Source organism: Streptosporangium sp. NPDC004631, from assembly GCF_053601935.1.
The window spans coordinates 412,086-426,129 of sequence record NZ_JBSGCR010000001.1; the positions used below are offsets into that span (position 1 = coordinate 412,086).

The window sequence follows — 14,044 nt, forward strand, 5'->3', positions numbered from 1 at the left end:
CTTTCTGTCGGACAATCCTGGACGATCGGCGATCAAACGTCCACAAGGACCATTTTCGGAGGACACACAAATGGCGATCCGTTCACGGCGCCCCGGAGCGAAGGCAGCCCTGCTGCCGGTGCTGCTCACCGGTGCCCTCGCCCTCGCAGCCTGCTCCAGCGGCGGCTCGTCCGGCACGGCGTCCCCGGGCGGCGCCGCCGCCAAGACGCTCGTGATCGACACCTCCTTCAACCTGAAGACGGCCGACCCGGGACGGACCTACGAGCCGACCGGCCTGATCGTCGGCAAGGCGGCCTACGACACGCTGCTCACGTTCGACGGCTCCGACGTCACCAAGCCGGCGCCGTCCCTCGCCGAGTCGTTCGAGCTGTCCGCGGACGGCAGGACGCTGACCCTCAAGCTCCGCCAGGGCACCACGTTCGCCGACGGTTCCCCCGTCACCGCGGACGACGTCGTCTTCTCCCTCGACCGCGTGCGCGACATGAAAGGCACGCCGTCCTTCCTGCTCGACGGGGTGAAGGTCGCCAAGACCGACGACACGACGATCACCCTGACGTCGAAGAACCCCAACCCCGCGCTGCCGTACATCCTGCCCAACCCCGCGCTGGGCATCCTCAATTCCAAGGTCGCCAAGGAGCACGGCGCGACCACGGACTCCGGCGACAAGGCCGAGCAGTACCTGAACTCCACCTCGGCGGGCTCCGGGCCGTACACGATCGAGTCGCTGAACATCAGCAGCCAGGTCGTACTCAAGGCCAACGCCAAGTACTGGGGCCCGAAGAAGCCGGTCTACGACAAGGTCGTGATCCGCAACGTCGAGTCCGCGACGCAGAAGCTCAACGTCTCGCGTGGCGACAGCCAGGTGGCGCTGGACCTGTCCGGTGACCAGGTCTCCGGCCTCCCGGGGAACCTGCAGGTCGCCAAGACTCCGTCGGCGAACGTGGTCTTCCTGCTCGCCAACCGCGACTCCTCGGTCAGCAAGGTCACCTCCAACCCCAAGTTCGCCGAGGCCGTGCGCAAGGGCATCGACTACACGGGCCTGCTGGAGCTGGCCGGTCAGGGGTCGGTGCAGGCGCCGGGCGTCATCCCCTCGATGATCCTGGGCGCGCTCCCCGCCGACCAGGCGGCCAAGCGCGACGTCGAAGGCGCCAAGGCGGCGCTCAAGGAGAGCGGCGTGACCGACCCGAAGGTCAAGCTGGAGTACCCCAGCGAGCTGACCCTCAACGGCCTGTCCCTGCAGACGATCGCCGAGCGGATCCAGGCCAACCTCAAGGACGTCGGCATCACCGTCGACCTGGCCCCCTCACCGGTCGCCACCGCGCTGGACAACTACCGCAACGGCAAGGAGGAGCTGGGCCTGTGGTACTGGGGTCCCGACTACCCCGACCCCAGCGACTACCTGGTGTTCCTGCCGGGCAAGACCGTGGGCCTGCGGGCCGGTTGGAAGGCGGGCGCGGACAGGGAACTTGAGGCGGCTGGTGACAAGGCCGCGGCCGCGATCGGCGACGACGCCCGCAAGCAGGCCTATGTCGACATCCAGACGAAGCTGAACGCCTCCAGCCCGTTCATCCCGCTCATCCAGCCGAGCCAGAACATCGTGACGGCCGCCTCCGTCACCGGCCTGGAGTTCCACCCGGTCTGGACCGTTGATGTCGCCGCCCTCGGTGTCAAGTAAGGACCCCGAGGCGGGCGGAGGCCGGAAGGCCGTCCCGGACGGCGAAAGCGCCGGGACGGTCCCTGGCCGCAGGGCCGCCGGTACGGCACCGCCTCGCGCGGGCCGTGGCGGCGGCCGCAGCCCGCTGGCGCGCTTCCTGGTCCGCAGAGCGCTCACCGCGCTGCTGCTGGCCGTGGGCATCACGCTGGTCACGTTCGTCCTGACGAACCTGGTCCCCGGCGACCCCGTCGCGGCCAACCTCGGCCAGCGGGCCCTCGGCGACCCGGCGATCGTCGCGCAGTGGCGGACCGAACACGGCCTGGACAAGCCGCTCCCCCAGCAGTACCTGCTGTACATGGGGGGAATCCTCCACGGCGACCTCGGGACCAGCCAGCAGAGCCACCGCCCCGTGCTCGACGACCTGGCGGAGTCGGTCCCGGCCACGCTGGAACTGGCGGGCATCGCGATCCTGATCTCCCTCGTGGCGGGCGTGGCGTTCGGCGTGATCGCGGCGCTGCGCCGTGACCGGCTCTCCGACCACGTGCTGCGGATCCTGAGCCTGGTCGGCATCTCGGTGCCGACGTTCTGGCTGGCGCTGACGACCTTCTACATCTTCTTCTACCGTCTGCAGATCACCCCCGGCAGCGGCCGTATCGATCCGGGGATGAGCCCGCCGCCCCACGTGACGGGCCTGTACACGGTCGACTCCGCGCTGGCGGGCCAGTGGGACGTGTTCTCCTCGGCGGTCGGCCACCTGGTCACCCCGGCGCTGGTGCTGGCCCTCTACACGATCGGCCTGCTCACCCGGTTCACCCGGTCGGCGGTGCTGGAGGTGCTGGGCCAGGACTACGTGCGCGCCGCGCGGGCCAAGGGGCTCCCACCCCGGGTGATCCTGCTCCGCCACGTGCTGCGCTCGGCCCTGGTGCCGATCATCACGGTCGCCGGCCTCGCCTTCGGCAGCCTGCTGTCCGGCACCGTGCTCGTCGAGGCGATCTTCGCCTGGCCGGGTGTGGGGCAGTACGCCTACAAGAGCGCGACCTCCCTGGACCTGCCGGCCGTGATGGGCGTCGGCCTGGTCGTGGGCGCGGTCTACCTCGTCATCAACCTGATCGTCGACGTGCTGTACGGCGTCATCGACCCCAGAGTGAGACTGTCTTGAGACTCCCCCAAGCGTGGCGGCAGCCGCTGGCGATCGTCGGCGGGGTGGTGGCGCTCGCCTGGATCGTGATCGCGCTGACCGCCCCGCTGCTGGCGCCGTACGACCCGCTCGCCCAGGACCTGCCGCGCCTGGCCCCGCCGGGTCCCGGCCACTGGTTCGGCACCGACCAGCTCGGCCGGGACATCCTGAGCAGGGTGATGTACGGCGCGCGCCTATCGATCCCGCTGACGCTGCTGCTGGTCGTGCTCTCGGTGCTGGTCGGCGGCCTGCTCGGCGCCTGCGCCGGATATTTCGGTAAATGGATTGATGAGACGATCATGCGGTTCGCCGACCTCGTCTTCGCCTTCCCCACCATCATCCTGGCCATGGTCGTCGCCGCCGCGCTCGGCGCGAGCCTCACCAACGCCGTGCTGGCCGTACTCGTCGTCGCCTGGCCCGCCTACGCCCGCGTCACCCGCGGCCTGGTGCTGGGCGTCCGCGAACGCGAGTTCGTGGTCAGCGGACGGCTGCTCGGCTTCACCGCCTGGCGCTCCCTCCGCCTCGACGTGCTGCCCAACGTCACCGGGCCCGTCCTGGTGCTCGCCACCCTCGACATCGGAACCGCGCTGCTGCTGCTGTCCGGCCTGTCCTTCCTCGGGCTCGGCGCGAAACCCCCGTCCCCCGAGTGGGGCGCGATGGTCGCCTCCGGCGTGGAGGTCTTCGACAGCTGGTGGGTGGCCGCCTTCCCCGGCCTCGCCATCCTCACCGTCGTGCTGGCCTTCAACTTCCTGGGCGACACACTGCGCGACGCCCTCGACCCGCGGACGGCCCGCGCCATCAAGGAGCGTGCGCTTTGACCCTCGCCATCTCGGACCTGAAGGTCTCCATCGGCGGGAAGGAGATCCTGCGCGGCGTCGACCTCGACCTCCGTGCCGGCCGCGTGCACGGCCTGGCCGGCGAGAGCGGCTCGGGCAAGACCATGACCGGCCTGGCCGCGCTCGGCCTGCTCCCGCACGGGGCCCGCGTCACCGGCCGGATCTCCCTGGACGGGCGCGACCTGCTGGGCATGTCCGCCAAGGAGCTCAACGCGGTACGCGGCGACGAGATCGCCATGGTCTTCCAGGATCCGGCCACCAGCCTGCACCCCATGCTCCCCGTCGGCCGCCAGCTCACCGAGCACATGCGCCACCACCTCGGCCTCGGCCGGAGACAGGCGCGGGCCAGGGCCGTCGAACTGCTGGGCCAGGTGCGCATCCCCGGCCCGGAGACGGCGATCGACCGCTACCCGCACCAGTTCTCCGGAGGCATGCGTCAGCGCATCGCGATCGCGATCGCGCTGGCCTGCTCCCCCAAGGTGCTCATCGCCGACGAACCCACCACCGCGCTCGACGTGACCGTCCAGGCCGGGGTGCTGCGGCTGCTGCGCGGCCTCTGCGACGACCTGGGCCTGGCCGTACTGCTCGTCACCCACGACCTCGGCGTGATGTCCGCGGTCGCCGACGAGGTGAGCGTGATGCGGAAGGGGCTGGTCGTCGAGACGGGCCCGCGCGGCCAGGTGCTGCGCGACCCCGCCCACCCCTACACCCGCACCCTGCTGGACTCGCTGCCCGGGGAGACCACATGACCCTGCTGAACGTGGACGACCTCGTCGTCGAGCACCGCACCCCGGGCCGTCCCCTGGTGCGGGCCGTGGCCGGGGCCAGCCTGAGCGTCGCCGCCGGCGAGGTCGTCGGCCTCGTCGGCGAGTCCGGCTGCGGCAAGTCGACACTGGCCCGCGCGGTGTGCGGGCTCAACCGGGCCGCCGCCGGGACCATCACCTTCAACGGCCACCCGGTGACCCCGCTCGGCCTGCGCCGCAGGGACCGGGCACTCTCCGGAATCCAGATGGTCTTCCAGGACCCCTACTCCTCGCTGAACCCGCGTCGCCGGGTGGGCGCGCAGATCGCCGACGGGCTGCGCGTCGCGGGCGACACCGTCACCGCCCCCGCCGACCTGCTGGAACGGGTCGGCCTGCCCCGCGACCTCACCGGACGTCACCCGCACGAGTTCTCCGGCGGCCAGCGGCAGCGGATCGCGATCGCCAGGGCGCTCGCCGCCCGGCCGTCCCTGCTGATCGGCGACGAGCCCATCTCCGCACTCGACGCCTCCGCCCAGTCGCAGGTGGCCCGGCTGATGCGCGACCTCGCGGTCTCCTCGGGCGCCGGTCTGCTGTTCATCAGCCACGACCTGTCGGTGGTACGGCTGATCGCCGACCGGATCGCGGTGATGTACCTCGGGAAGATCGTGGAGATCGGCCGGACGGCCGAGGTCTGGAGCGATCCCCGCCACCCGTACACCCGCGCCCTGCTCGGCGCCATCCCCGCGCCCGACGGCGCCGGGACTCTGCCCGAGGAACTCCCGGGCGACGTGCCGGACCCGGCCGCCCCGCCGTCCGGCTGCCGCTTTCACCCCCGCTGCCCGGTGGCGATGGACGTGTGCCGGGAACGCGAACCCGCGTTCGGCCCGGTCGCGTGCTGGCTGCACGGACCCGCATGATCGACGAGGTGCGGCGCAGGATGACCGCGGAGGGGATCGACGCCCTGGTGCTGCGCCCCTCCCCCGACTTCCGCTACCTGGGCGGGCGAGGCGACGGATACCTCGTCCTCACCCACGACCGGCCGCCCGCCGCCGCGTCCGGGCCGCTGGAGGCGGCGGCGCTCATCCCCCCCTCCGCGCGCCGCGTCGGCGTGGACCCCGAGATGCGGGCCCGGGAGCTGTTCTCCCTGCGGGTGGAGGCCGAGGTGGTGCTGGCCTCGGCCGTACTGGCCCCGTTGCGGCTCCGCAGGGGAGCCGCCGAACTCGCGGCGGCGGAACGGTCGGCCTCGGCGGCGGACGCGGTACTGCTCGCCGCCCGTGAGCTGTCCTGGTTCGGAACCACCGAACGCGCGATGGCGCGGCGGCTCTGGGCCATGATGGTCGAGACGGGATGCGAGGAGGTGCTCTCGGTGCTCGTCGCGGCCGGCGAGCACACCGCCGTCCCCCGGCACACACCGTGCGACCGCGTGATCAACCCGGGCGACGCGCTGCTGATCTCGGTCTGCGGAAGGTGGGCCGGCCACTGCGCGGAGGTGGCCCGTGTGTTCGCGGTGGCCGAGCCCCCCGAGGACTTCGAGGCGATGTACTCGGTCGTCCTCTCCGCGCAGCGCGCCGCCCTCGACGCGCTGCGGCCTGGCGTGACCTCGGCGGAGGTCGGCCGGATCATACGGGGGGTGATCGAGGACAGCGGGTACGGCTGCCACGCCGGGAACCGTCCGGGACGCGGCCTCGGCCTCAGCCAGGACGAGAGCCCCTGGCTCGTCCCCGGCGACGAGACCGTGCTGGCCCCCGGCACCACGCTCTGCGTGGAACCTGCGGTCTACCTTCCGGAACTGTTCGGCGCCCGGGTGGCCGACGTGGTGGCCTGCGCCCCCCGGGGAGCACGGCGCCTCAGCACCAGCCCACACCCCCTCCACGTCATCGACCGCTGAGCCCTCCGGCCGACCGGATCCCGCACGGGGTCGGCTCGGCCGGAGGGCCGGGGAACGCTAGGGCGCGACGCGGCCGGCCGCGTCGAAGGCCGCGTGGGTGAGAGGCATCAGCGCCGCCCAGGCGGCCTCCATCCTCTCCGCGACCATCTCGATCTCCCGCTGCGGGAACGACGCCACCCTGGCCTGCTCGTTCTTGGTGCGCAGCGAGAGGAAGTGCATCAGCGAACGGGCGTTGCACGTGGCGTACATCGAGGAGAACAGGCCGACGGGCAGCACGGCCCTGGCCACCTCCCGGGCGATCCCGGCCTCCAGCATCTCCTGATAGGCGGCGTAGGACTGCCGGTAGGCCGCCTCCATCGCCTCGGTCACGAGTTTGTGCTGCTCCTCGCTGCCGTCGGTGAAGACGTACTTACCCGGCCGCCCCTCCTGAACCAGTTTCCGCTCCGGCCCCGGAACGTAGAAATCCGGATGAAGCTCCCGGTATCTCCCGCTTTCCTCGTTGTACGACCAGCCGACCCTGTGGCGGTGGAATTCACGGAAGACAAAGATCGGGGCGCGGACCAGGAAGGTCATCGAGTTGTGCTCGAAGGGGCTGCCGTGGCGGTCGCGCATCAGAAAGTTGATCAACCCTCTGGAACGCTCGGGGTCTTTGCGGATCTCCTCCAGGGACTGCTCCCCCGCGGTCGACACCCGGGCCGCCCAGAGCACGTCGGAGTCCGAGGCACTGTGTTTGACCAGTTCGACGGTGACGTCGTCGAGAAAACGGGGCTGGAGACCATCCACGGGCGAGACCTTCGGTGTCGGGGATCGGACGTGGCCAAGCCTATCGCCGTCTCCGGGAACCACCTCGGGTGACATGGTGGCGGACCGCGAACCACGAACGGTGAGCGAGGGAGTGGACGGTAAGCGGGCGGCGGAGGTGTGCCGGGGAGTGCGGTGGTTACAGGCGGTAGATCCGGCGGGCGTTCCCTGAGCCGATCATGTGGGCCACCCGGGCCGCGTCCTGGACGCTCCACTCGTCGGCGGCCAGCCGTACGGCGAGCGCCCTGGCCAGGCCCCGCCGATAGTACAGCGCGCCCAGGTAGCAGCTCTCGGCGACGCCGTGGGAGTCGGAGCCGAACAGTTGCTTGTGGAACGGGACGAGTTCCAGTAGCTCGCCGACGACCGAGGCGGATCCTGCCGAAGTATAGGCCGGTATGTGACCGACGCCCACGTACACATGCGGGAAGGCGGCGGCGAGGTAGGCCGCCTGGCGGTGGAACGGGTAGCAGTGCGGCAGGACGACGGGCACGCCGACCGGCTGTAACGCCCGGATGAAGCCGGTCATCAGCGCCGGGTCGGCACGGCGCAGGTCCAGGCCGGGATCGCCGTGGCCGGTGTGGAACCGCAGCGGCAGGTTGCGCTCACGCGCCACGTCCACGGCCGTCCAGAGCAGGTGGCGCAGCAGCACCGGGTCGGTGAGCCGCGCCGCGGGGGTGATCTGCCGGCGGCCCGCCGCCGCGATCACCGCTCCCCGGCTCGGCCTGGCCGGATCGAAGTCCAGGCCGTGCCGGTAGGCGATGACCGACGTGAGCCCGACGGCGCGGACGGCCCTGGCGGCGAGCGCCTCACCGAGGAGGGCGAGGTAGGAGACGCCGGAGGTCGCGGAGGCCGCGACCTCCTGCTCGACCTGCTCGATCCGGACGATCTCCTCGGCCGTCGCGCCGCCCAGACGGCCCATATCCACCGTAGGCAGCAGTCCGGGGCCGTTACGGCCGGTGTCGACCAGAAAGGCGGCGATCCCGGCCGCGCGCAGCAGCCGCCGATTCGCCTCGGCCGCGCCGAGTTCGGCCCGGCGCGCCAGGTAGACGGCGGGCGGCACGTGCGGCTCCAGACCGAGGACCGGGGCGCACCAGCGGCGGACCGCCGCACCGGCGGGGGTGTCGAAGTGGGTGGTACCGGGCGGCGCGGGGGCGCCGGCCTCGGTGATCAGCGTCTCGAACCGTGCCCGGGTCAGATCGTCCCGGCGCACCCCGTGGCAGTGGTGGTCGATCAGCGGCGTCAGCACGGCCTCCCGTACCGTGCCCGGCAGTTCGACGGGTAACGCGTCGTCCGCTCTCATGCCGCCCCCTCCACGACCGGGGGCGGACCGGTCTCTCCGGTCCACCCCCGGCCTCACACCGGAGGCAGCACTCTACGACCACCGATGGTGATTCCGGCCGTCTTTACCGAGTCGGGAGCCTTACCCGGCCGGGTGCCCCTACCCGGAGGTACGGCAGAGCCTCAGCACGTTGGCGATGATCCTGGCTCCGGCGCCCCCCTCGGCGGTGAGAATCGACTCGGGGTGGAACTGTACGGCGAAGCGCCGCCTGGCCGCGTCCTCGATCGCCATCACCGCGCCGTCCGGCGTCACGGCGGTGGCGGTGAAGCCGATGACCCCCGGCTGCTTGGCGTGGAGCGAGTGGTAGCGGGCGGCGGTGAACTCGTCGGGAAGCCCGTCCAGCAGCGCGCTGTCACCGAGCCGCCTGACCCGGCCGCGCTTGCCGTGCTCGGGCTGGGAGAGCAGTTCGAGGGTGCCGCCCGCCTGCTCGACCATGCCCTGCAGGCCGAGGCAGACGCCGAACACCGGCAGGTCGCGCTCGTAGAGCGCCTCGACCAGCCCCGACAGGCCGAAGTCGGAGGGCCAGCCGGGTCCGGGTGACAGCGCCACGAGCGACGGCGCGATCTCGTCGATCATCTTCACCGGGAAGCCGTGCCGGAGCGTGACGACCTCCGCGCCCTGCTGGCGGAAGTAGTCGGCCAGGGTGTTGACGAAGGAGTCCTCGTGGTCGACGAGCAGCACCTTCATCCCCTCGCCCGGCCGTTCCGCGACCGGGTCCGGCGCCGCCTTACCCCGCGAGGCCGCGCCCTGCGAGGCCGCGCCGACCGCGGCCAGGGCGCCGAGCAGGGCGCTGGCCTTGAGCTCGGTCTCACGCTCCTCGGCCTCGGGGTCGGAGTCGAACAGCAGGGTCGCTCCGGCCCTGACGGTGGCCACGCCGCCGCGGATCTGCGCGGTGCGCAGGGTGAGGCCGGTGTTCATCGAGCCGTCGAACCCGATGTAGCCGACCGCCCCGCCGTACCAGCGCCGGGTGGTGGCCTCGTGGTCCTCGATGAACTGCATCGCCCAGGTCTTGGGGGCTCCGGTGACGGTGACGGCCCACATGTGGGTGAGGAAGGCGTCCAGCGCGTCGAACTCCGGCCGCAGGCGGCCCTCGATGTGATCGACGGTGTGAATCAGCCGCGAGTACATCTCGATCTGGCGGCGGCCGATGACCTGAACCGTTCCCGGGACGCAGACGCGGGACTTGTCGTTGCGGTCCACGTCGGTGCACATGGTCAGCTCCGACTCCTCCTTCACACTGGACAGGAGGGTGCGGATCGCCTCGGCGTCCTCGATGGGGTTGCTGCCCCGGGCGATGGTGCCCGAGATCGGGCAGGTCTCGACCCGGTCGCCGCTGACCCGGACGTACATCTCCGGGGAGGCGCCGACCAGGTGCTCGTCCTCGCCGAGGTTGAACAGAAACTCGTACGGCGCGGGGTTGACCTTGCGCAGGCCACGGTAGAAGGCGGCCGGGTCGGCACAGGGGGCGTGGAAGACCTGGCCGGGTACGACCTCGAACAGGTCACCGCGGACGAACTTCTCCTTGGCCGCGGCGACGACCTGCGCGTAGGTGCCCCTGACCGGGTCGGCCGGGAGTCCGGCCGGGGCCGGGGGCAGCGGGACGTTCTCCCCCTCGCGGGCGAGGCCGCGGGTGGAGACGCCGTCCACGGTGAACTCGTAGCGGTACTCCTTGCTGGTCTCCCGCTTACGGTCGATCACCATCACCCGGTCGGGCAGATGCAGGACGAGGTCGCGCTGGTCCTCGGCCCGGGTGAGGACCTGACGGATCGGCTCGAACTGGAAGGCCAGGTCATAGCCGAAGGCGCCGTAGAGCCCCAGGTGCTCGTCCTCGCCCCTGAACGCCGCGATGATCTCGCGGATCGCGGTGAAGACGGTGGGACGGCGGCTGCGCATCTCCTCGGGGAGAATGTCCTCGGACTCGGCGACGTAGATCTCGACGTGGTCCGCGGTCGGCTCCCCCGTGGGCTTGCCGGCGGCCAGCAGACAGGAGGCGACGACGGGCAGGACGACCCGGCCGCGGGCGTTCAGGGCGCGCGCGGCGACCCTGCGCCCCCTGGTCACGATCTCCAGGCAGGGGTCGACATAGGCCAGGTGCCACCGGCTGTAGCGGCCGGGGTACTCCATCCCGGAGGAGAGCACTCCGCCGCGGCGCTCGCCGAGCGTCGTGACGACGTCCTCAAGCACCGTCTCGGGCACGTCGGACGACGTGACCTCGACCTCTATGCCACCGGCGGTGGTATATCCACTCGTCTCCACTGCTGCCTCGCCCCTTTGTTGATCTTTTTGATCCGCCTGGCGCCCAGGGGAGGCGGACACAGAAAAGGCCGCCTCCCCTGGGCGGCCCCTGTCTGCTCTCGGGAATGCGAAACCCGCGCCGCCTAAAAGCGGCGCCACCACTGAAGGGAATAGGGGTGTCGCATGTCCCAAAGAGTACCGGCGGCAAGCGTGATCATGCAACGTGCGGCGGCATGGCGTGGCGGCCCGGTAAGCGATACCCGGTCGCGTCGGCCGGCCTGTCCCTGTCACGGACCTCCACCAGTTGACATCCTCTCCGCGCAACGGCTACGGCCCCCCACATCGGCATGGGACTCCAGGACACCTGCCTCGCCCCCGCGCAAGGGCTACCGCGCCGGACGCCCGGCCCACCGTCGGCCCTACCGTTCGTCGCGCCAACCGCCCCGTTCGGCGCTTGGTGATCGCGTTGAAAGGACCGCCTAATTACGCTGCCGGTCAGCCGTAGGAACGGCCCTAGCCGACTGTCCCCCTCTTCACCCTGAGGAGAGCGCGTTGACCACTCCCAGCAAGGAGCGAACCGACCGCAGCCCGTGGAACCGGCTGCTGGTCGTGCCGATCATCCTGCCTCTACTACCGTTCCTCTTCAACGCCGACGGACCCCGGTTCCTCGGTTTCCCGAGGTTCTACTGGCTCCAGCTCGCCTTCATCGCGGTCGGTGTCGTCTGCACCATGGTCGTCTACCGGATGACCAAGCGGGAGCGGTGACGGCGTGAGCGCGCACCTGACCGAGATCGTCATCTTCTCCGCGCTGTTCCTGACCGTCAGCGGCATGGGCTTCATGGCCGCGCGCTGGCGCCGCCCGGCCAACCTGGCCAGCCTGAACGAGTGGGGGCTGGGCGGCAGGAACTTCGGCTCCTGGGTCACCTGGTTCCTGGTGGGCGGCGACCTCTACACCGCCTACACCTTCGTGGCCGTACCCGCGCTGCTCTGGGGCGCGGGCGCGACCGGCTTCTTCGCCGTGCCGTACACGGTCGTGATCTATCCCATGGTCTTCCTGGTACTGCTCCGGCTCTGGTCGGTCTCGCACGTCCACGGCTTCGTCACCCCGGCCGACTTCGTCCGGGCCCGTTTCGGCTCTCCCACGCTCGCGCTGCTGGTCGCGATCACCGGCATCGTCGCGACGATGCCCTACATCGCGCTCCAGCTCGTCGGCATCGAGGCCGTGCTGAAGTCGATGGGGGTGACCGGCCATCTCCCGATCGTCGTCGCCTTCGCCATCCTGGCCGCCTACACCTACCAGTCGGGCCTGCGCGCGCCGGCGCTGATCGCGTTCGTCAAGGACACGCTGATCTACATCGTGATCCTGGTCGCGATCATCGTGATCCCGCTGAAGCTGGGCGGCTGGGGCTCGATCTTCGACGCGGCGGAGGCCAAGTTCGCCGCCACACCCGCGCCGGGTGACGGCATCCTGCTCAACGCCGGCAACCAGCTGCAGTACGTCACGCTCGCGCTGGGCTCGGCACTGGCCCTGTTCCTCTACCCGCACAGCGTCACCGGCGTGCTGGCCTCCAGAAACCGCGATGTGATCAAGCGGAACATGGCCGCGCTCCCGGCCTACAGTCTGCTGCTCGGGTTGATCGCGCTACTCGGCTACATGGCCATAGCGGCCGGGACCAAGCCCATCGGCACGGACAACAACACGATCGTGCCGCAACTGTTCGACCAGCTGTTCCCCGACTGGTTCACCGGGGTCGCCTACGCCGCGATCGGCATCGGCGCGCTGGTCCCCGCCGCGATCATGTCGATCGCCGCCGCGAACCTGTTCACCCGGAACATCTACCGGGAGTATCTCAAGCCGGACGCCGACGACGCCGACGAGGCCCGCGTCTCCAAGATCACCTCGCTGCTCGTCAAGGTCGGCGCGCTGCTGTTCATCCTGTTCCTGGACACCGGCTTCTCCATCGACCTCCAGCTCATCGGCGGCGTCATCATCCTGCAGACGCTCCCGTCGGTGGCGCTCGGCCTCTACACCCGTTGGTTCCACCGGAACGGCCTGATCGCCGGATGGGCCGCGGGCATGACCGCCGGGCTCCTGCTGCTCTACAACATCGCCAACCCCGTCACCGGCAAATCACATTTCGCCGGATCGGCGTTCCCGCTGAGCAAGCTGGGCCTGGACACCAAAATGACGGTCTACGCGGGCATCCTCGCGCTGGCCGTCAACCTGGTCGTCGCCACCCTCGGCACCGTCATCGCCCACGCGGCCAAGGTCGCCGAAGGCGACGACGCCACCCGTCCCGACCACTATTTCGCCGACGAGGGCGACCCGCGCGTCAAGGAACTCGACCTCACCCACTGACCCACCTCACTCTCCGGCCTCCCCTGCCCTCCGGTACGGCCCGCGCTCCACTCGGACGGGTGCGGGCCGTACACCTGCCGGGGCCCCCGGAGCGGCTCGCCCCGTACCACGGCGGTCCGGGCCAGGCCCTCGTTCGCCACCGGGCGAACGCCCACCAAGGCAACCCTAATTTCCTACTTAGTTAGTTGACAATTGCCAGTGCGGAGACCTACCGTGAAGCTGTGATCCTCGCACCACACCGCACGGCACACGGTTACGACAAGCCACACCGGATCGCCTTCGCCGCCGGCGGAGTGCTGTCCGGCGACGCCTCGGCGTTCCCATCCGTCGCCTCCGTCGTCGCCCGAGAACGGCCGTCGCGCACTGTCCGGACACGACTTTCCGGAAGTTCCCCACAGCACAGCGCGCGGAGGGCCTAAGGTTACCCCGCCCCTCTGAACGAGCCCGCCCGGCTCCTCCTCCACCGGGCGGGCTTATTCATGCCCCGGAAAGGGGGGTGATGAAATAGCGTGTCAAGGTTTCGGGAACGCGAAAAAGGGCCACCCCCACCAAGGGGGGGTGACCCTTCCTCTAAAGATTGTCCGGCGGCGACCTACTCTCCCACACCGTCCCCGGTGCAGTACCATCGGCGCTGAAGAGCTTAACTTCCGGGTTCGGAATGTAACCGGGTGTTTCCCCTCCGCCATAACCGCCGTAACACTGTGAAACACACAAACAGTCACCCGTTTGCTGCCTCAGAATTGCCTAGTGGACGCGAGCAACCAACCCTCTACACCATCCCCGACCCGCCGGCCCTCCTCCCGCCATCGTTTCCTGCGCTGCTCCGGACCCGGCGAAGGGACAGAGCGCAGCAAAAGAAACAACACCAGCAGAAGAAAACCTCAGATCAGGGACGCGAGCAGAAACACTGTGCTTTATGGTCAAGTCCTCGGCCTATTAGTACCGGTCAGCTCCACACGTTACCATGCTTCCACCTCCGGCCTATCAACCCGGTGATCTACCGGGAGCCTTA

11 protein-coding genes and 2 rRNA genes are annotated in these 14,044 nt (G+C 70.2%); 8 read left to right on the forward strand and 5 right to left on the reverse strand.

Going from position 1 to position 14,044, the window contains the following annotated elements; translation table 11 throughout:
- Positions 1–70: 70 nt before the first annotated feature.
- From ACWEF2_RS01630 to ACWEF2_RS01655, 6 genes are read left to right on the forward strand one after another with little or no spacing between them, the layout of a single operon-like run.
- The gene (locus tag ACWEF2_RS01630; RefSeq protein ID WP_453811063.1) at positions 71–1,675 is read left to right on the forward strand and encodes an ABC transporter substrate-binding protein; all 1,605 of its coding nucleotides are present in this window, start codon (positions 71–73) and stop codon (positions 1,673–1,675) included.
- Complete coding sequence (locus tag ACWEF2_RS01635; RefSeq protein ID WP_453811064.1) at positions 1,665–2,813, forward strand: ABC transporter permease; 1,149 nt, start codon at positions 1,665–1,667, stop codon at positions 2,811–2,813. Before ACWEF2_RS01630 ends, ACWEF2_RS01635 begins: the two co-directional genes overlap by 11 nt.
- Positions 2,810–3,649 carry an ABC transporter permease gene (locus tag ACWEF2_RS01640; protein ID WP_453811065.1) on the forward strand — a complete coding sequence of 280 codons (840 nt, stop codon included), beginning with the start codon at positions 2,810–2,812 and terminating at the stop codon, positions 3,647–3,649. The genes ACWEF2_RS01635 and ACWEF2_RS01640 overlap by 4 nt, the downstream gene beginning before the upstream one ends.
- Positions 3,646–4,416, forward strand: coding sequence for an ABC transporter ATP-binding protein (locus ACWEF2_RS01645; RefSeq protein ID WP_453811066.1), 771 nt, complete (start codon positions 3,646–3,648; stop codon positions 4,414–4,416). The genes ACWEF2_RS01640 and ACWEF2_RS01645 overlap by 4 nt, the downstream gene beginning before the upstream one ends.
- Positions 4,413–5,327 carry an ABC transporter ATP-binding protein gene (locus tag ACWEF2_RS01650; protein WP_453811067.1) on the forward strand — a complete coding sequence of 305 codons (915 nt, stop codon included), beginning with the start codon at positions 4,413–4,415 and terminating at the stop codon, positions 5,325–5,327. Before ACWEF2_RS01645 ends, ACWEF2_RS01650 begins: the two co-directional genes overlap by 4 nt.
- Positions 5,324–6,298 carry a M24 family metallopeptidase gene (locus ACWEF2_RS01655; RefSeq protein ID WP_453811068.1) on the forward strand — a complete coding sequence of 325 codons (975 nt, stop codon included), beginning with the start codon at positions 5,324–5,326 and terminating at the stop codon, positions 6,296–6,298. The genes ACWEF2_RS01650 and ACWEF2_RS01655 overlap by 4 nt, the downstream gene beginning before the upstream one ends.
- Positions 6,299–6,355: 57 nt before the next feature.
- Here ACWEF2_RS01655 and thyX read toward each other — a convergent pair whose 3' ends face one another.
- The 3 genes from thyX to ACWEF2_RS01670 all read right to left on the reverse strand — a co-directional run bounded on the left by thyX (position 6,356) and on the right by ACWEF2_RS01670 (position 10,694).
- Complete coding sequence (gene thyX / locus ACWEF2_RS01660) at positions 6,356–7,081, reverse strand: FAD-dependent thymidylate synthase (protein ID WP_453811069.1); 726 nt, start codon at positions 7,079–7,081, stop codon at positions 6,356–6,358.
- Positions 7,082–7,238: 157 nt separating this feature from the next.
- A complete protein-coding gene (locus ACWEF2_RS01665; protein ID WP_453811070.1) occupies positions 7,239–8,399 on the reverse strand; it encodes an amidohydrolase family protein in 1,161 nt (386 codons plus the stop codon).
- Between the two features lie 138 nt (positions 8,400–8,537).
- Positions 8,538–10,694 (reverse strand): anthranilate synthase component I, encoded by a 2,157-nt coding sequence (locus ACWEF2_RS01670; RefSeq protein ID WP_453811071.1) that lies wholly within the window; start codon positions 10,692–10,694, stop codon positions 8,538–8,540.
- A gap of 531 nt (positions 10,695–11,225) precedes the next feature.
- On the opposite strand from ACWEF2_RS01670, the gene ACWEF2_RS01675 reads away from it, so the two are divergent.
- Together ACWEF2_RS01675 and mctP are read left to right on the forward strand one after the other, a co-directional pair.
- Positions 11,226–11,438, forward strand: coding sequence for a DUF3311 domain-containing protein (locus tag ACWEF2_RS01675; protein WP_453811072.1), 213 nt, complete (start codon positions 11,226–11,228; stop codon positions 11,436–11,438).
- 4 nt (positions 11,439–11,442) lie between these two features.
- Positions 11,443–13,032, forward strand: a complete 1,590-nt coding sequence (gene mctP / locus ACWEF2_RS01680; RefSeq protein WP_453811073.1) for a monocarboxylate uptake permease MctP — start codon at positions 11,443–11,445, stop codon at positions 13,030–13,032.
- Between the two features lie 579 nt (positions 13,033–13,611).
- Here the strand turns inward: mctP and rrf are convergent.
- Both rrf and ACWEF2_RS01690 read right to left on the reverse strand, forming a co-directional pair.
- Positions 13,612–13,728: ribosomal RNA gene (gene rrf, locus ACWEF2_RS01685) — 5S ribosomal RNA — on the reverse strand.
- A gap of 220 nt (positions 13,729–13,948) precedes the next feature.
- A 23S ribosomal RNA gene (locus tag ACWEF2_RS01690) occupies positions 13,949–14,044 on the reverse strand; the annotation flags it as partial.

Coding starts and splice junctions, on each gene's coding strand:
- ACWEF2_RS01630 (WP_453811063.1), top strand. CDS start 71: ATGGCGATCCGTTCACGGCGCCCCGGAGCGAAGGCAGCCCTGCTGCCG.
- ACWEF2_RS01650 (WP_453811067.1), top strand. CDS start 4,413: ATGACCCTGCTGAACGTGGACGACCTCGTCGTCGAGCACCGCACCCCG.
- ACWEF2_RS01655 (WP_453811068.1), top strand. CDS start 5,324: ATGATCGACGAGGTGCGGCGCAGGATGACCGCGGAGGGGATCGACGCC.
- ACWEF2_RS01665 (WP_453811070.1), bottom strand. CDS start 8,399: ATGAGAGCGGACGACGCGTTACCCGTCGAACTGCCGGGCACGGTACGG.